The organism is Bradyrhizobium sp. USDA 4541, from assembly GCF_024171085.1.
Lineage (GTDB): Bacteria > Pseudomonadota > Alphaproteobacteria > Rhizobiales > Xanthobacteraceae > Bradyrhizobium > Bradyrhizobium australafricanum.
Window position 1 is genome coordinate 2,187,405 of sequence record NZ_JALJZF010000001.1, and the last position, 16,683, is coordinate 2,204,087.

Annotated in this window: 13 protein-coding genes; 4 read left to right on the forward strand and 9 right to left on the reverse strand. The window is 65.0% G+C overall.

The genetic code is table 11. The features are described 5' to 3' along the window. Positions 1-88: 88 nt before the first annotated feature. The gene (locus J2R80_RS10195; protein WP_168858359.1) at positions 89-379 is read right to left on the reverse strand and encodes a GIY-YIG nuclease family protein; all 291 of its coding nucleotides are present in this window, start codon (positions 377-379) and stop codon (positions 89-91) included. Positions 380-565: 186 nt separating this feature from the next. Between J2R80_RS10195 and J2R80_RS10200 the strand changes: the two genes are divergently transcribed. Then, a complete protein-coding gene (locus tag J2R80_RS10200; RefSeq protein ID WP_016843277.1) occupies positions 566-997 on the forward strand; it encodes a hypothetical protein in 432 nt (143 codons plus the stop codon). A gap of 107 nt (positions 998-1,104) precedes the next feature. Here the strand turns inward: J2R80_RS10200 and J2R80_RS10205 are convergent, their stop codons facing one another. Both J2R80_RS10205 and pyrE read right to left on the reverse strand, forming a co-directional pair. After that, positions 1,105-1,902, reverse strand: coding sequence for a DUF2865 domain-containing protein (locus tag J2R80_RS10205; RefSeq protein ID WP_253640955.1), 798 nt, complete (start codon positions 1,900-1,902; stop codon positions 1,105-1,107). Positions 1,903-2,292: 390 nt separating this feature from the next. Then, a complete protein-coding gene (gene pyrE, locus J2R80_RS10210) occupies positions 2,293-2,856 on the reverse strand; it encodes an orotate phosphoribosyltransferase (protein WP_057019495.1) in 564 nt (187 codons plus the stop codon). A 214-nt stretch (positions 2,857-3,070) separates the two neighbouring features. Between pyrE and J2R80_RS10215 the strand changes: the two genes are divergently transcribed. After that, entirely contained in the window at positions 3,071-3,697 is a 627-nt protein-coding gene (locus J2R80_RS10215; RefSeq protein ID WP_229189680.1) for a glutathione S-transferase family protein, read from the forward strand. A 148-nt stretch (positions 3,698-3,845) separates the two neighbouring features. On the opposite strand, the gene J2R80_RS10220 is transcribed toward J2R80_RS10215, so the two are convergent. Further along, positions 3,846-4,481, reverse strand: a complete 636-nt coding sequence (locus tag J2R80_RS10220; RefSeq protein ID WP_253588685.1) for a LysE family translocator — start codon at positions 4,479-4,481, stop codon at positions 3,846-3,848. A gap of 383 nt (positions 4,482-4,864) precedes the next feature. On the opposite strand from J2R80_RS10220, the gene J2R80_RS10225 reads away from it, so the two are divergent. Continuing rightward, on the forward strand, positions 4,865-6,028 hold the full coding sequence (locus J2R80_RS10225; RefSeq protein WP_057015126.1) for an IS4 family transposase: 1,164 nt from the start codon (positions 4,865-4,867) through the stop codon (positions 6,026-6,028). 46 nt (positions 6,029-6,074) lie between these two features. Here the strand turns inward: J2R80_RS10225 and polA are convergent, their stop codons facing one another. The 5 genes from polA to J2R80_RS10250 all read right to left on the reverse strand — a co-directional run bounded on the left by polA (position 6,075) and on the right by J2R80_RS10250 (position 14,879). Beyond that, the gene (polA, locus tag J2R80_RS10230) at positions 6,075-9,113 is read right to left on the reverse strand and encodes a DNA polymerase I (RefSeq protein WP_253638514.1); all 3,039 of its coding nucleotides are present in this window, start codon (positions 9,111-9,113) and stop codon (positions 6,075-6,077) included. A 256-nt stretch (positions 9,114-9,369) separates the two neighbouring features. Beyond that, the gene (locus tag J2R80_RS10235; protein ID WP_076831064.1) at positions 9,370-10,107 is read right to left on the reverse strand and encodes a response regulator; all 738 of its coding nucleotides are present in this window, start codon (positions 10,105-10,107) and stop codon (positions 9,370-9,372) included. Beyond that, positions 10,104-11,852, reverse strand: a complete 1,749-nt coding sequence (locus J2R80_RS10240) for a DUF3369 domain-containing protein (RefSeq protein WP_057019490.1) — start codon at positions 11,850-11,852, stop codon at positions 10,104-10,106. The genes J2R80_RS10235 and J2R80_RS10240 overlap by 4 nt, the downstream gene beginning before the upstream one ends. Next, entirely contained in the window at positions 11,822-13,819 is a 1,998-nt protein-coding gene (locus tag J2R80_RS10245; protein WP_168859052.1) for a HAMP domain-containing sensor histidine kinase, read from the reverse strand. Before J2R80_RS10245 ends, J2R80_RS10240 begins: the two co-directional genes overlap by 31 nt. Positions 13,820-13,922: 103 nt before the next feature. After that, entirely contained in the window at positions 13,923-14,879 is a 957-nt protein-coding gene (locus J2R80_RS10250) for a TRAP transporter substrate-binding protein (protein WP_253588688.1), read from the reverse strand. A gap of 228 nt (positions 14,880-15,107) precedes the next feature. On the opposite strand from J2R80_RS10250, the gene ugpB reads away from it, so the two are divergent. Next, entirely contained in the window at positions 15,108-16,427 is a 1,320-nt protein-coding gene (ugpB, locus tag J2R80_RS10255; RefSeq protein WP_256527969.1) for a sn-glycerol-3-phosphate ABC transporter substrate-binding protein UgpB, read from the forward strand. The last annotated feature ends 256 nt before the right edge of the window (positions 16,428-16,683 follow it).

The following is a 16,683-nucleotide window of genomic DNA, read 5'->3' on the forward strand; positions in this document are numbered from 1 at the left end:
CCTTTCATGGCCACCGTTTTTTCATGAGGCGAAGACAGTCACCGCAATGCGTCGCCCCGGCGAAGGCCGGGGCCCATAACCACAGCCGTCAGAGAAGATGGGACAGGTCGCCCCACTCCGGATTGTCTTTCTCGATCAGGCGAATCTTCCAGTCGCGGCGCCATTCCTTCAGCGCTTTTTCCCGTGCGATCGCTTCCTGCGGTGTGACGTAGACCTCCACGTAAACCAGTCGCGTGACGCCGTATTTCTTGACGAACTGTGAGCCGTGTCCAGAGCGGTGAAGCGTAAGCCGATTGCAAAGATCGTTGCTGACGCCGACGTAGAGTGTCCCATGGCGGCGGCTCGCGAGAATGTAGACGTAATAGACTGCGGTATTCATTTCGGGGCACCGATCACGTGAGATGTCCGATAGCGGTGGCTATGGGCCCCGGCCTTCGCCGGGGCGACGTCTACTGATAGCATCAGAACGAATTAAGAACACTTTAGCAAGTCTTTGATATATCATTGTGATTCGGCGGCTGCGCCGACACAATATCTATGGTCTTTCAGTCTCTGCGAGGACTACATGTCCACCATCGCCTTCGATCAATTCGCCCTGACCCGGATTGCCGATTTCGCGCGGTCGCTGTCGCGGCTGCACCAGGCCTCGCGCCGCCAGCCGATCGACGACGACCAGCTCGATCGCGAGTTCAACGCGGTCTGCATGTCGATCTGGGGCTACACCACGGATGATTTCAGCGACGAACTGTTCTCGGACGAGGATCACGCCTGGCTCGACTCGCTCGATGAAGCGCATGCGCGGATCTTCGCCGGCGAGCAGGGTTATGATCTCGTCGACGATCACGGCATGCTGACGGACTGGTGGGGCTATTGCTGGATGATCCTTGCCGAGAAGCGCGGCATCCTCAATCCGGAGAACCGCGCGGCCGCTCGGGCCGCGATCGAGGAGAAATACATGGCCGCGCCGAACGTGATCGGCGTGATCGTGGCGCGCTGATAGTTGTCGCGATGTCATTCCGGGGCGATGCGAAGCATCGAACCCGGAATCTCGAGATTCCGGGTCTGGTGCTTACGCACCATCCCGGAATGACGGGCTGACGCCCGTCAGTTCACTTCGGCGCGCCTTGCCGGCTTTGCGGCGTTGCCCTTCGGCGCAACAGACGACGGCGGCGACGGCGCGACATCGCTTCTGGTTTCCGGCAGCGGCGCGTCGCCGGCGATCTCGGCGCTGACCGGGGCGACCTTCATTTCGCCGAGCCGCGCGCGGACCGCCGAAGTCAGTCCGGGATAGGAGGCAACCGGCGTGAAGTCGAACGACTGCTCGTTGCCGACACGGATGCCGGTATAGGCGACGAGGCCGTCGGTGGTCGCGATCACGTCGCCGGCACGCAGCGAGGCATCGAGCGCGAGGTCGACCGGCGCGAGCCCCGCCGGGTCGCGGCCGTTGCAGGTGCAGTCGGCGCGCAACGCCTTGCGATAGGCGAAGGCGTTCTCGCTGTCGGCGTAGCGTTCGCCGGCGGTCGATGCGGCGCTGTCGATATGGCTGCCGTAATAGACCTTGGTCGCGCTCGCCGGACAGAACGCCTGGCAAAGCTGCGCCGGCGTGGCGTTGCCGCGCATCGTCAGCGGAAAATATTTGCCGTCGCAGCTGCGCACGCAATACGCCGGTCCGGAACCAGCCACGCGCGGCGCCGAGATGGGGGCGGACGGCTGCCGTTCAGCCTGCTGGTTGAGGCCGAACGGGTCGGCGAAGAAATTGGCTTGCGGCGGCGCCTGCCGGCCCTGCTGCTTCTGGGAACCGCCGAAGAAGAAGTCGAACAGCCCTTCGGCCGAGACAGGCGCGGGCACCACCAGGATGGAACCCGCAAAGGCCGCGGCGGCAAGCATCACGCGGCGCCGCATGCGCCGATCACTCAACTCTGTACGCAACGCCAACTCCACCCGACGCGCCACGCCGCGGCGACAAGCTGCCCCGGCGGCTTCACCTTAAGGCGTGATGGTAAACGAGCGATTGATTGAGCGTGACTGCGTCACAGGAAAGCGAATCTCGCTTACCTCGCCCCGCTTGCGGGGAGAGGCATAGGCCGCCTTCGGCGGCCGTCCCCAAGAACGCCGAAGCAAGGCTTCGGCTATGTCGCATCGTAAGATGCGATCCGGGTGAGGGGGTACAGGTCTCTCGACAATTGCAAGCGCGGAGAGAGGCCCCTCACCCCAACCCTCTCCCCGCATCCGCCTTCGCCCGAAGGCGGGCTTCGGCGGACAAGAGAACGGGGCGAGGGAGAAGAGAGACCGTCAGTCCTTCAGGAACTCGCCGGCCTTGTACAGCGCGCGGAATTGGAGCCCGGCTTCGGCGAACGTCTCGGTGGCGCCTTCCTCGCGGTCGACCATGGTGAAGACCAGGGCGATCTCGCCGCCGGCCTCGCGCACGGCTTCCACCGCCTTCAGCGCCGAGCCGCCTGTCGTGGTGACGTCCTCGACGATCACGATCCGCTTGCCCGCAAGGCTTTCGCCCTTGGCCAGCCCTTCGACGGACAGCTTCGCGCCGTGCTCCTTCGGCTTCTTGCGCACGAAGAACGCCGCGATCGGGTGGCCCTTCAGCCAGGACAGTTGCGCGATGGCGCCGGCGAGCGGCACCGCGCCCATCTCGAGCCCGCCGACGAAATCGAGCTTGTCATCCTTCAGCGCTTCATAGGTGAGCTCGGCGAGCAGCGCCGCGCCCTCGGGATCGAGCATCGTCGGCTTCAGGTTGAAATAGAAGTCGCTCTTGCGGCCCGACGCCAGCGTGATCTCGCCGCGGCCGAACGAGCGCTTGCGGATGATCTCGGCGAGGCGGGCGCGGGAGGCTGATTTGGACAAAGACTTTTTCCCTTGAGGGTTTGAGGCGGGCGGCAATCTATCCACGCTTACCGGCACATTCCAGCGTGGAAATCGGGCCGTCAACAGTGCCCCAGCCGCGATTTCCGCGGGCGTGCTTTCCGCAAAGCGCGGTTGTGCGGCCGTTCCGTTCCCCGTAAGCAGGCGCCAAACACTCGGCCGAACACTTGCCCAAACACTTGCACGGGAAGCGGAAATGACCATCGAGCTGCACACCTGGAACACCCCCAACGGCCGCAAGATCTCGGTGGCGCTGGAGGAAATGGGGCTGCCCTACAAGGTGATCCCGGTCAACATCAGCAAGGGCGAGCAGATGGCGCCCGCCTTCCTCGCGATCAGTCCGAACAACAAGATCCCGGCGATCGTCGATCCGGATGGGCCGGGCGGCAAGCCGGTTAGCATTTTCGAGTCCGGCGCGATCCTGCTCTATCTCGGCGAGAAGACCGGCAAGTTCCTGCCGAAGCCGCTGGCGGAGCGGATCCCGGTCTATGAGTGGCTGATGTGGCAGATGGGCGGCTTCGGCCCGATGCCGGGCCAGGTGCACCATTTCATCGCGCTGGAGAACGAGCAGGACCGCGCCTACGGCCTGAAGCGCTACATGGCCGAGACGCGGCGGCTCTACGGCGTGCTCGACCGCCGGCTTCAGGAGCGCGAATTCGTCGCCGGCGATCTCTCGGTCGCCGATTTCGCCATCCTCGGCTGGGCCTGGCGCCATCCGCGCCACAAGGTCGAGCTGGCCGACTTCCCCAACGTCAAGCGCTGGTACGAGACGCTGATGGCTCGCCCGGCGACGAAGCGGGGCATGGAGGCGAAGCTGGATTGATCTTCTCCCTCGCCCCGCCCTTGCGGGGAGAGGGGTGGGGTGAGGGGCTATCTACCCGATAACGGTGGGAATTGAATTTGCGGATGCGCCCCTCACCCGGCGCTACGCGCCGACCTCTCCCCGCAAGAGCGGGGCGAGGTGAAGAAAGCTAGGCCCGCCGCGCTTCGAGCGCCATCTTCATCGCCAGCCCTGCGAGCACCGTGCCCATCAGCCAGCGCTGCACCAGGAGCCAGGTCGGGCGAGTGCCGAGAAACACCGCGATCGAACCGGCGGCGAGCGCGATCATCGCGTTGACGCTGACGCTGATCACGATCTGGATCGAGCCGAGCGCGAGCGACTGCGTCAGCACGCTGCCGCCGGTGGGATCGATGAACTGCGGCAGCAGCGCCAGATAAAGCATCGCGATCTTCGGGTTCAGCAGATTGGTGACGAAGCCCATCGCGAACAGCTTGCGCGGGCCGTCGACCTTCAGCGCCTTGACCTGGAACGGCGAGCGGCCGCCGGGCCTCACGGCCTGCCATGCCAGCCACAGCAAATAGCCCGCGCCGGCAAAGCGCAGCGCGTCATAGGCGTAGGGAATCGCAAACAGCAATGCGGTGATGCCGAACGCCGCGCACATCATGTAGAACACGAAGCCGAGCGCCACGCCGCCGAGCGAGACGATGCCCGCCGCGGGCCCCTGCGTGATCGAGCGCGAGATCAGGTAGATCATGTTCGGCCCCGGCGTCAGCACCATGCCAAGGCAGATGAGCGCAAAGCCGAGCAAAGCGGAGGTGTGGGGCATGACGGGTCTCGCGAGGGATGCGCACGCTTCTAGCGTGCCGTCCGCCGCGCGGCCATCGCGGAATTGCTCTCGGAGCAATGTGGCGGGGCGGTGGTGCGCTCCCTCGCCCCGCTCTCTTGTCCGCCGAAGCCCGCCTTCGGGCGAAGGCGGATGCGGGGTCGAGACGAGCGAAGCTCGCTCTGAGAGGGTTGGGGTGAGGGGTTCTCTCAACGTGCAAGGACCGAGGTGAGACCTGTACCCCCTCACCCGGATCGCAAGAGCGATCCGACCTCTCCCCGCAAGCGCAGGGGTGTCCGGGGAATGATTCACTGTGTCGCGGTGCATGCTCGGCAGGACCGAGGCAAATCGGTCTTTTCTGGTTGTCGAGACACAGAGGGCCGAGCATGCGATATCGCGGTAGCATTTTTGGAAGGCTGCTTGAACCGATCAATCGACGGCAGTTTCAGACGGTTGTGGATCGTCTGGACGGGGATGCCTACGACAAGTCGTTCAGGAGCTGGGATCATCTGGTGGCGCTGATCTATGCCCAGCTTAGCGGCAACAGCAGTCTGCGCGGGGTGGTGACTGGCTTCAACGCCAATTCGCAGCATCACTATCACTTGGGAACCGGCAAGCTGTCGCGCTCGACGTTGTCCGATGCCAATGCCCGCCGTCCGATCGGCATTTTCGCGCAAACCTTTGCGGCGCTGTCGGCGATGGCGCGTCGCCAGCTGCGGAGTGAAGGCATGGAGATGGTGCGTCTGATCGACGCCAGTCCGATCCCGCTCGGCAAGGTCTGCAGTTGGGCGACGTGGAACGGCCGCATCCGCGGCATGAAGCTGCATGTCGTCTACGACCCAAGGAGCGATGTCCCGACCTGCGTCGAGATGACGGCCGCGAACGTCAATGACATCGAGATCGGCCGACAGACCCCAATCCAGCCCGCCACCACCTATGTGTTTGACAAGGGCTATTGCCGTTTCGACTGGTGGCAGAAGATCAATGATAGCAAGGCTTTCTTCGTTACCCGGGCGAAGACGAGCATCCGTCTTCGCTCGCTCAGGCATCGCGCCATCCGCAAGCGTAACGGGGATGGCTTCGAAATCCTTGCCGATGACGAGGTGAAGCTCACCAGCAAGGGCGATTCGCGCCTTCCAATCCCGCTCCGCCGCATCAAGATCAGACGCGAGAAAGGCGGCAAGATCACACTCCTGACCAACGACCTTGCCCGTAGCGCCGTCGAGATCGCCGCCCTCTACAAGAGCCGATGGCAAATCGAGCTGCTGTTCCGCTGGATCAAGCAGCATCTCGATATTCGCAAGTTCCTCGGCGCCAACGACAACGCGATCCGCCTTCAGGTGCTCGCTGCGATGATTGCCTACCTGCTGCTGCGCATCGCCGCTCACACCAACTGCATCAAAATGCTCCCGCTCAGGTTCGCCGAACTCGTCGGCCAGCTCCTGCTCACGCGTCGATCCCTCGCTGCCATCGACAAACCTCCGCCCATCAACCCCAGCCGTCGGAAATCAACCATCTCACCTGACCAGATGGAGCTCCGCTATGCCTGAATTTCCCCGGACACCCCTGCCGCAAGCGGGGCGAGGTGAGGAAGCGCTAATGCGCCTCGTCCCAATTGTTCGCGGCGCGGGCGTCGACCTGCAGCGGTAGCGACAGGATCACCGCCGGGAAGGGTGCGTCCTGCATCACCTTCTGCACCACCGGCAGCGTCGCCGCGACCTCGTCGTCGGGCACCTCGAAGATCAGTTCGTCATGCACCTGCAAGAGCATCTGCGCCGAGAGCTTTTTCTCGGTGAGCGCGTCCTCGACGCGGATCATGGCGCGGCGGATGATGTCAGCCGCGGTGCCCTGCAGCCGCGCATTGATGGCGGCGCGTTCGTTGAAGGCGCGCACCGAGGCGTTGGACGCCTTGATGTCGGGGTAGTAGCACTTGCGCCCGAACAACGTCGTCACATAGCCGTTGCGGCGGCAGAAGTCCTTGGTCTCGTCCATATAGGCGCGGATGCCCGGGAAGCGCTCGAAGTATTTCTTGATGTAGGCCGAGGCCTCCTCGCGGGCGATGCCGAGCTGGTTGGCGAGGCCGAACGCCGAGATGCCGTAGATGATGCCGAAGTTGATCGCCTTGGCGCGGCGGCGCACCTCGCTCGGCATGTCCTTGATCGGCACGCCGAACATTTCGGATGCGGTCATGGCGTGAATGTCGAGCCCGTCGCGGAAGGCCTGGCGCAGCACCGGCACGTCGGCGATCTCGGCGAGCAGCCGCAACTCGATCTGGGAATAGTCGGCCGACACCAGCTTGTGGCCCGGCGTCGCGATGAACGCGCGGCGGATCTTGCGGCCGTCCTCGGTACGTACAGGGATGTTCTGCAGGTTCGGCTCGTTCGACGACAGCCGGCCCGTGGTGGTCGCGGCCAGCGCGTAGGTGGTGTGGACGCGATGGGTCTGCGGATTGACATAGGTCGGCAGCGCGTCGGTGTAGGTCGATTTCAGCTTCGAGACCTGGCGCCACTCCAGGATCTTCTTCGGGAATTCGTGGCCTTGCTCGGCGAGCTCGTCGAGCACCTGCGCGGAGGTCGACCACGCGCCGGTCTTGGTCTTGCTGCCGCCGGGCAATCCCATCTTGCCGAAGATGATGTCGCCGATTTGCTTCGGGCTGCCGACATTGACCGGCTCGCCGGCGATCTCCTGGATCTCGGCCTCGACGCGCGCAGCGGTCTGGGCGAAATCGCCCGACAGCCGCGACAGCACCTGGCGATCGATCGAGATGCCGCGGTGCTCCATCCGCGCCAGCACCGAGACCAGCGGCCGCTCCAGCGTCTCGTACACCGTCGTCATCCGCTCGGCGACGAGACGCGGCTTCAGCACCCGCCACAGCCGCAGGATCACGTCGGCACTTTCGGCCGCATATTCGCTGGCCTTGTCGATCGTGACCTGATCGAAGGTCAGCTTGCCCTTGCCGCTGCCGACGAGGCCGCCGTAATTGACGACGGCGTGGCCGAACCAGCGCTCGGCGAGCGCCTCCAGCGCATGCGAGCCGCGGCCGGCATCGAGCGCGTAGCTCATGAGCTGCGCATCGTCGATGTTGCGCAGCGTGATTCCGTGCTGCGCCAGCATCACCGAGGTGAACTTGACGTCAAAGCCGACCTTCTGGATTCCAACGGACTCCAGCAGCGGCCTCAGCGCCGCCAGCGCCTCGGCGGTCTTGATCTGGCCCGGTGCGAGGCCGGCATCGAACAGGCCCGCGCCGCCGCCGGCCTGCCGGTGGCTGAGCGGGACGTAACACGCATCGTTTGGCGCCAGCGCCAGTGCAAGGCCGGCGAGTTCGCCCTGCATCGGGTCGATCGATTCCGACATCGCCTCGATCGCGACATAGCCGGTGTCGGGCACGCGGGCGATGAAGGCGTTGAGCTGATCGAGACTGCCGATCGCCTGATACGCCTTGCGGTCGAAGCCAATTTTCCGGATCGCCTCGCCGCGGGCCTCGGCCAGCGTTGCCGGCGTGCCCTTCAGGTTCGAATTCTTGTCGTCGCGCGCGCCGGTCGGCTTGGCTTTCGGCAGCGGCGCCGCCGCCGATGCCGGAGCGTCTCCGGGCGCCGGCGTCACATCCGACGGCGGCAACGGCGAGAACACGCTCGCGCCGCTCTTGTTGCCGGGATCGGCATCGACATTGGCCGGGTCGATCTGCGCGTAGTCGGCGACGCGGCGGGTGAGGGTGGTGAACTCCATCGCCTTGAGGAAGGCGATCAGCCGGCGCGAGTCGGGCTCGTTCACGGCGAGGTCGTCGAGCGGCACTTCGAGGTCGACCTTGTCGTCAAGCAGCACCAGCTGGCGCGAGATGCGCGCCTTCTCGGCGTTCTCGAGCAGCGCCTCGCGCCGCTTCGGCTGCTTGATCTCGCCGGCGCGGAACAGCAGCTGATCGAGATCGCCATATTCGATGATCAGCTGCGCGGCGGTCTTGACGCCGATGCCGGGCACGCCGGGCACGTTGTCGGTGGAATCGCCGGCCAGCGCCTGCACCTCGACCACCTTCTCCGGCGGCACGCCGAACTTCTCGATCACCTCGTCGCGGCCGATGCGGCGATCCTTCATCGTGTCGTACATCACGACCTTGTCGTTGACGAGCTGCATCAGATCCTTGTCCGATGACACGATCGTCGTGGTCGCGCCGCGCTCGCTGGCGAGCCGCGCATAGGTCGCGATCAGATCGTCGGCCTCGAAGCCGACCTGCTCGAGGCAGGGCAGTTCGAAGGCGCGCACCGCCTCGCGGATCAGCGCGAATTGCGGGATCAGATCGTCGGGCGCCGGCGGCCGGTGCGCCTTGTAGTCGGGATAGAGCTTGTTGCGGAACGTGATCTCCGACTTGTCGAACACGATCGCCAGATGCGTCGGCCGGTTGTCCTCGGGCATGTCGCGGAGCAGCTTCCACAGCATGTTGCAGAAGCCGAGCACGGCGTTGACCTGCAGCCCGTCGGATTTGCGGTTCAGCGGCGGCAGCGCGTGGTAGGCGCGGAAGATGTAGGACGAGCCGTCGACCAGGAAGACATGGTCGCCCTTCGCCGTGGCCTTGGCGGCAACGGGCTTGGCGGCGGTCTTCGATGCGGGCTTGGCGGGGGCTTTGGAGGCTGTTTTCGGCATGGCCGAAACTTAGGGATTTTTGCGCGGATTGACAGCCTTTGCTGTGTGGATTCTGGGTGTGTCGCACAGCCAAATCGATACATTCGAGGATGATGCAGGGCGTAGTCCCGACATCCTGAGGTGCGAGCGCAGTGAGCCTCGAAGGATCGACGGCCACCAGCCGGGGCCGTGCATCCTTCGAGACGCCGCTGCGCGGCTCCTCCAGCGACAAAGGCGAAGCCTTTGCGCGGGGATGACGGGGACGGCACCGGAATGACTACGCCTTGTCGCCGGTCGGCGAGAACAGGTAGCCGCCGCCGCGGATGGTGCGGATCACCGACGGCTTGGTCGGGTCGAATTCGATCTTGCGGCGGATGCGCATGATGCGCAGGTCGACGGCACGGTCGAAGGCCTCCGCGTCGCGCGCATTGGCGAGTTCCAGCAGCCGCTCGCGCGACAGCACCCGCTTCGGGTTGGCCGCGAACACCTTCAGCAGGCCGAATTCGGAGGCCGTCAGCGGATGCTCGTTGCCCTCGTCGTCGCGTAGCGCCTGGGCCTCGAGATCGAGCCATTTGGTGCCGAACCGAACCAGCTGCTCCTTTTCGGCCTTCGCGTTCGCCGGTTCCGGCGCCGCCGCTTTCGCCGGCCCGCTCCGCCGCAGCACCGAGCGGATGCGTGCCATCAGCTCGCGCAATTCGCAGGGCTTGGCCACGTAGTCGTCGGCGCCGAGCTCCAGCCCGACCACCCGGTCGATCGGGCTGGCAGTAGCTGTCAGCATGATGACGGGGACGTTGATCTTGCTCTTGAGGTCGCGAATGATCGACAGCCCGTCCTCCTCGGGCATGTTGAGGTCCAGCACCACGAGATCGGGCGTGCAGCCCTCGATCTCCTTGCGCAGGCTCTTGCCGCCGTCGCACAGCGTCACGCCGAAGCCGTGCATCTTGAGGTAATCGCCGACCATTTCGCGGGCCGGCGCCTCATCGTCCACGATGAAGATATGCGGGTTCTGGCTCATGATGTCTCTGTTGCCGGCAGTGTAACCGTAAAGGTCGACCCCTGTCCGGGGCCCGGGCTCTGCGCGGTCACATGGCCGCCATGCATGTCGATGATGCGCTTGACGATGGAAAGGCCGAGCCCGGTCGAGCTCTCGCCCGCGGTCGGCTTGGCCGACAGCCGCTGGAACCGGCCGAACAGCCGGCCGAGATCCTCGGGGCTGAGGCCGGGTCCCTGGTCGGCGATCCGGATCACGGTGTCGTCGCCCTCATGGCTGACCGTGACCGTGATCTTGCCGCCGATCGGCGAGTACTTGATGGCGTTGCTGACGAGGTTGTCGATCGCCTCGCGAATCCGGTCGGCGTCGCACATCGTGACGAATTGCTGCGGCCCCGAGACCGAGATGCTCTGCTGCTTGTTGACCGCCGAGGGCAGATTGGCCTCGGTGACCTCGTTGACCAGGGCCGCGACGTCGACCGGCTCGCGGCGGATGGTGATGTCGAAGGCGTCGGCCATCGCGTCCGAGATCAGATGGTCGACCATCGAGGTCAGCCGCTTGGTCGCGTCCCTTATGTGCTCGACCTGCGATGTGACGTTTTCCTTCGGCGAGCCGGCGCCGATCAGTTCGGTCAGCATCTCGGTGCGTCCGAGGATCACGCCGAGCGGGTTCTTCAGATCGTGGGCGACGGTGCCGAGGATCTCGTTCTTGAAGCCGTTGGCGCGCTGCAGCCGCAGCCATTGCGCCGAGAGCCGCCGGTTGGCCTGCATCAGCGCGCGGGTGCGCTGCGCGACGCGGTCCTCGAGCTGGGTGTTGGCCTCGTGCAGCTGCTGGTAGAGGATCACATTGTCGAACGCGATCGACAGCCGGCTCGAGAAGATCTCGACCAGCGCACGGTCGGTGTCGGAGAGCTGGCGCTCGGCCTGCAGCAGCACCACGACCTCGCGGCCGCTGCCGGTGCGCGAATAGAGCACGCTGCGGTGGTCGGCGAACTCGTTCTTGCGGCGCTGGAATGCTTCCTCCACCATGTGCCGCAGGTCCGGATCGAGCGCCTTCGACGAGGTGGTGCCGATGAAGCGGCTGTAGCAGCCCGAGCAGGCCAGCACCGAGAAATCGGCCGCCGCCGAATTGCCGTCGTCGCGCAGCACCAGAATGCCGGCGCAGTCGACGTTGAGCAGCGAGGCGAGCTGGGTCAGCACGCCCTCGGCCAGCCGCTGCATCGATTTGAAATCGTACAGCGTCGAGGCCGCGTCGATGATGATCTCGAGCCCGCGCCGCGTCTGCACCATGCGCTCGAGCTGCTGGTAGCTGCGCAGCGCGGCGGTCAGCGACGTGAACAGCTTGTCGGCGGTGAGCTCAGTCTTCGCCTTGTAGTCGTTGATGTCGTATTGCACGATGACGCGCCGCTCCGGCGCCTGGCCGGGTTGGCCGGTGCGCAGGATGATGCGCACGGTCTCGTTCTTGATCTCGTTGCGGATGAACTCGACGAGCTCGAGGCCGGCGACGTCGGTCTCCATGATGACGTCGAGCAGCACGGCCGCGATGTCGGGGTTGTCCCGCATCAGCGTGCGGCCTTCGGCCGCAGAGTAGGCCGAGAGGATCTCCAGCGTCGAACCGTTCAGGTTGTAATCGCTCAGCGCGAAACGGGTGCCTTCATGGACGGCGTGATCGTCGTCGATGACGGCGATCTTCCATTTGCGGGCCGACGAGTCCTCCGGGGGGCTCTCGGTATCGTCGATCAGTTGGAGGACATCGTCCTGTTCGGCCATTGACTGGTTCCGTCGGCTGCTGCGTCAGCGATCGTGGGCTCGCCCTTGGCAGCCCCCTTGGCGATCCTGGGCATGATAATGCGAAAAGTGGTGCCTTGTCCTACCCTTGACTCCAGCATCATGCGTCCACCGAGCTGCTGGGTGACGAGGTTATAGACGATGTGGAGGCCAAGGCCCGTACCACCTTCGTTGCGGCGCGTCGTAAAGAACGGGTCGAACGCCTGCCGCTGCACGTCCGGCGTCATGCCAGCCCCGTCGTCTGCGAAGATGATCTCCACATCGTCGGCGCCGCGCCCGCGCGCCGAGATGGTGATGGTGCCGGAGCGGCCATCGGCAAAGGCATGATTGACGGCGTTGAGGAAAAGATTGGTTAAGATCTGCCCATAGGCGCCGGGATAGCCGTCGATCAAGAGCCCCTCGGGCACATCGACCGACAGCGCGATCGCGGCCTTCTTGAGCACCGGCCGCAGGCTCGCCACGATCTGGTCGGTGGATTCGCTCAAGGCGAACTGGCGGCGTTCGGCATGCGAGCGGTCGACGGCGACCTGCTTGAACGACTGGATCAGCTCGCCGGCGCGCGTCAGGTTCGAGACCAGTTGCTGCGATGCGTCACGCGAGGCGCGGACGAACTCGTCGAGCCTGGAGCGGCGCAGCGGCTCGGTCTTCAAATCGTTCTCGAACATCTCGCTGCGGCGGGCAAAGCTCGAGGCCACCGTCAGGCTGATGCCGATCGGGTTGTTGACCTCGTGGGCGACGCCGGCAACGAGGCCGCCGAGCGCGGCGAGGCGTTCGGCATCGATCAGGTTCTGCTGCGCGGTGTTGAGCTCGAGCAGCGCGCTTTCGGCCTCCTCCTTGGCGGTGCGCAGCTCGTCCTCGGTCTTGCGCTTGGCGATCGCGTTTTCACGGAACACTTCGACCGCACGCGCCATGGCGCCGACCTCGTCCTTGGCCGACGTGCCCTGCACCGGCCGGTCGAGGTCCCCCGAGGTGATGGTGCGCATCGCGGCCATGATCTGCGCCAGCGGCAGCCGGATCGACAGCGCGATCATGACGCCGGCCGACATGATGACGCCGAGGAAGATCACGGCAATCGACAGCACCCGGCGCGAGATCGAGGTCAGCGTCTTGTCGAACGTCTCCTGCGCCTTCTGCTCGCGCTGGCGCATCTTCACCGAGAGATCGTCGATCGCGCCGATCGCATCCGCCTGGCTGGCGTCGATCGAGTTGCGCAGCAGATCGGTGCGGTTGGTGAGCTGCTCGCTGAGCTTGCCGAGCCCGTCGCGCAGCTCGGCGGTCTTGACCTTGAGCCGCGCCAGCGCCATCCGCTGCAGATCGTTCTCGGCCAGATCGGTCATGACGGGAATCGTCCGCTCGATCGTATCGATGTTGCGGCGGGCCTCCTCGGCCGACGAGGAGGCAAGCGAGAGGTAGTAGGCGTTGGCGGCGACCAGCAGCGAGGTGAACGCTTCGCGCGACTTGCCGAGCGCGGGCCAGATCAGTGCATCGCGATGGCCGGTCGCGCCCTCGATGATCGAATAGAGCCCGGCCATGTCCTTGGTCGGCGACAGCACCTGCTCGTCATAGGTCTTGGCGATCCTGGTCTGCACGGTGCGCAGTTCGCCGAAGCCGTCGAGGAAACGGCTGGTGACGCGCTCCAGCTGCTCGACCGAGCCTGACAGCATCGGGTCGGTCGAGGCCCGGTTGGTCAGCGTGCCGAGCACGGCCTCGCGGAGCAGCAGGATTTCAGCGAACAGGTCCGGGCTCGGCTGATTGATGTAGCGATGGATCAGGTTCTGCAGACGGCTGGTCTCGCTTTCGAGCTTGGCCAGGATCTTGTCGGATTCCCGCACCTGGCGGACATCCTCCCAGGCCGAGCCGAGCACCTTCGAGCCGTTCCAGATCAGCACCGCCAGCACGATCACGACCGCGGAGTTGAGCAGGGCGATCGAAAGGATGCGCCAGCGGATCGGGACCGCACGCAGCAACTGGACGATGCGGAAACGGCCCTGCGGCCCGAAGGCCGCCCGCCGTCGCTTCGTCCCGTCCTGCTCTGGTGCGTCCAAGATCCGGTTACTCCATGTTGCGGATGCGTTCGATCAGCGCTGATACCGCAGGATCGCGCTCGGCCTTGGCGTAGATGCCGGCCATTGCAGCTTCGAACGGCTTGCGGTCGATGTCGGTCACGATCTTGACGCCGGCCAGCTCCGCCTGCTGGCGCGAGCGCTCCTCGAGCTCGCGCCACCTCTCGCGCATGTAGGCGCTGGAGCGTTGCGCGGCCTCGCGGAAGATCGTTTGCTCCTCCGGCGAGAGGCTGGCCCAGGCCTTTTGCGACATCAGCAGCACGTCCGGACTGAAAGTGTGCCGGGTCAGCGTGTAGTAGCCGGCATATTTGTAGTGGCCGGTGGTGACGAAGGACGCCCAGTTGTTCTCGGCGCCGTCGATCAGCCCGGTGGCGAATCCGGTCAGCACCTGGCCGTAGGGCATCTGGACCGGCTGGGCGCCGAGCGCACGCACCATGTCCGACATCCGTTCGGATTGCTGCACGCGCACCCGCAGTCCCTTGAGGTCGTCGAGCGAACGCACCGGGCGCACGCTGTTGTAGATCGAGCGGGCGCCGGAATCGTAGAAGGCCAGCCCTATGAAGCCGTGATCCCCGAGACTGTTCAGGATCTCGCTGCCGATCGGTCCATCCAGCACGGTTTGCAGGTGTTCGGGCGATCGAAACAGGAACGGCATTGCCAGCACGTTGACCGACGGCACCATTGTCCCGATCAGCGCGACATTGGTCCGGTTCAAATCGATGGCGCCGGCCCGGGTCTGCTCCAGCGTCTCCTTCTCCTCACCGAGCTGGCGGGAATGGAAGACCACGATGCGGTGCCGGCCGGCGGTGCGTTCAGCGATCAGGCGGTCCATGTAATTCAGCGCCTGGACGGTCGGATAGTCCTCATTCTGGGTATCGGCGGTCCGGAATTCGCGCGCGAAAGCGCTCGCCGGGACCGCTGCCCATGACAGCGCGACGGCAAGCATCGTTATCCGCGAAAGGCCGGCGCGGCGGTACACAGGCTACTATTCCCCTTGTGAATTGTGTCCAGGGCGGGAAGAAAAGGTTCAACGCATTTTTAGCAGAATGGCGCTGGTTCGCCATCGGCCAAACGTTAAATCCGCGGTGCAACCTGCGGTGTAGGTTGAATCTGCGGTTGTGGCGCCTTATGAGGGCGTGGTGGCATCCGGGAACGGCTCGTCGTGAAGTTCGCTTTGAAGCTCGCCTTGAAGCTTTTGTACCTCGTCGTCGCGGCTCTTCTGCTTGTGTCGCCGGCGCGGGCGGCCACCGAGATCATGTGGTGGCACGCGATGTCGGGCGAGCTCGGCAAGCAGCTCGAGAAGCTTGCCGCCGATTTCAACGCCTCGCAATCCGATTACCGGATCGTGCCCGCCTACAAGGGCAACTATACCGAGACCGTCACCGCGGCGATCTTCGCCTTCCGATCGCGCAGCCAGCCGGCGATCGTTCAGGTCAACGAGATCGCGACCGCAACCATGATGGCGGCCCGCGGCGCGATCTATCCGGTGTTCGAGCTGATGCGCGATCAGTCCGAGGCATTCGCGCCGTCGGCCTATCTGCCCGCGGTGGCCGGCTACTATGCCGATGTCGACGGCAACATGCTGTCGTTCCCATTCAATGCCTCGACGCCGATCCTCTACTACAACAAGGATATGTTCCGGTCCGCCGGGCTCGATCCGAGTGTGCCGCCGAGGACCTGGCCGGAGCTCGGCGTCGCGGCCAAGCGGCTGCGCGCGGCGGGCGCGATGTGCGGACTGACCACGTCGTGGCCGTCCTGGATCAATGTCGAGAACTTCTCCGCCTTCCACAATCTGCCGATCGCGACCAAGGCCAACGGGTTTTCCGGGCTCGACGCCCAGCTGATCTTCAACAATCCGCTGGTGGTTCGCCACATCGCGCAGCTCGCGCAGTGGCAGGCCGACAAGGCCTTCGACTATAGCGGCCGCGGGCAGGCGGCCGAGCCGCGCTTCCAGAAAGGGGAGTGCGGCATCTTCATCGGCTCGTCGGGCACGCGCGCCGACATCAAGGCCAATTCCAAATTCGAGGTCGGCTACGGCATGATGCCGTACGAACCCGACGTGCAGGGCGCGCCGCAGAACTCGATCATCGGCGGCGCGACGCTGTGGGTGCTGCGCGACCGGCCGCGCGCGGAGTACGCCGGCGTGGCGAAGTTCTTCGCCTATCTGTCGCGGCCGGAGGTGCAGGCCACCTGGCACCAGAACACGGGCTACCTGCCGATCACCCGCGCCGCATTCGATCTCACCCGCGCGCAGGGTTTCTACGATCGCAATCCCGGCGCCTCGATCTCGATCGAGGAGGTGACGCTGAAGCCGCCGACCGACAATTCGAAGGGCATCCGCCTCGGCTCGTTCGTCCTGATCCGCGACGTGATCGAGGAGGAACTCGAGCAGGTGTTCGCCGGCAAGCGTTCGGCGCAAGCCGCGATGGACAACGCCGTCGAGCGCGGCAACCGCCTCTTGCGCCAGTTCGAGCGCGCCAATCCGGATAGGTGATGAGGTTATGCGTTGCCTTAACCTCCCCTTGAAGAGGGGAGGTCGCTTTGCTCGCCAGAGCAAAGCGGGTGGGGATCTTCTCTCACCACTTGCAGCGTCGCTTGCGGCTGACCCCCATCCCGACCTTCCCCCTTTCAGGGGGAGGAGAAGACGGCTGTGTAGCCCGGATGAAGCGAAGCGAAATCCGGGGCCGGTCTTTCAGGCGGCACAGAATCCCGGATTACGCTTCGCTTCATCCGGGCTACGAAATAGCTTC

Excerpts from the sequence above, each read along its gene's own strand:
- J2R80_RS10195 (WP_168858359.1), bottom strand. The coding sequence starts at position 379 with ATGAATACCGCAGTCTATTACGTCTACATTCTCGCGAGCCGCCGCCAT.
- J2R80_RS10200 (WP_016843277.1), top strand. The coding sequence starts at position 566 with ATGTCCACCATCGCCTTCGATCAATTCGCCCTGACCCGGATTGCCGAT.
- J2R80_RS10205 (WP_253640955.1), bottom strand. The coding sequence starts at position 1,902 with ATGCGGCGCCGCGTGATGCTTGCCGCCGCGGCCTTTGCGGGTTCCATC.
- J2R80_RS10215 (WP_229189680.1), top strand. The coding sequence starts at position 3,071 with ATGACCATCGAGCTGCACACCTGGAACACCCCCAACGGCCGCAAGATC.
- J2R80_RS10220 (WP_253588685.1), bottom strand. The coding sequence starts at position 4,481 with ATGCCCCACACCTCCGCTTTGCTCGGCTTTGCGCTCATCTGCCTTGGC.
- J2R80_RS10225 (WP_057015126.1), top strand. The coding sequence starts at position 4,865 with ATGCGATATCGCGGTAGCATTTTTGGAAGGCTGCTTGAACCGATCAAT.
- polA (WP_253638514.1), bottom strand. The coding sequence starts at position 9,113 with ATGCCGAAAACAGCCTCCAAAGCCCCCGCCAAGCCCGCATCGAAGACC.
- J2R80_RS10235 (WP_076831064.1), bottom strand. The coding sequence starts at position 10,107 with ATGAGCCAGAACCCGCATATCTTCATCGTGGACGATGAGGCGCCGGCC.
- J2R80_RS10240 (WP_057019490.1), bottom strand. The coding sequence starts at position 11,852 with ATGGCCGAACAGGACGATGTCCTCCAACTGATCGACGATACCGAGAGC.
- J2R80_RS10250 (WP_253588688.1), bottom strand. The coding sequence starts at position 14,879 with ATGCTTGCCGTCGCGCTGTCATGGGCAGCGGTCCCGGCGAGCGCTTTC.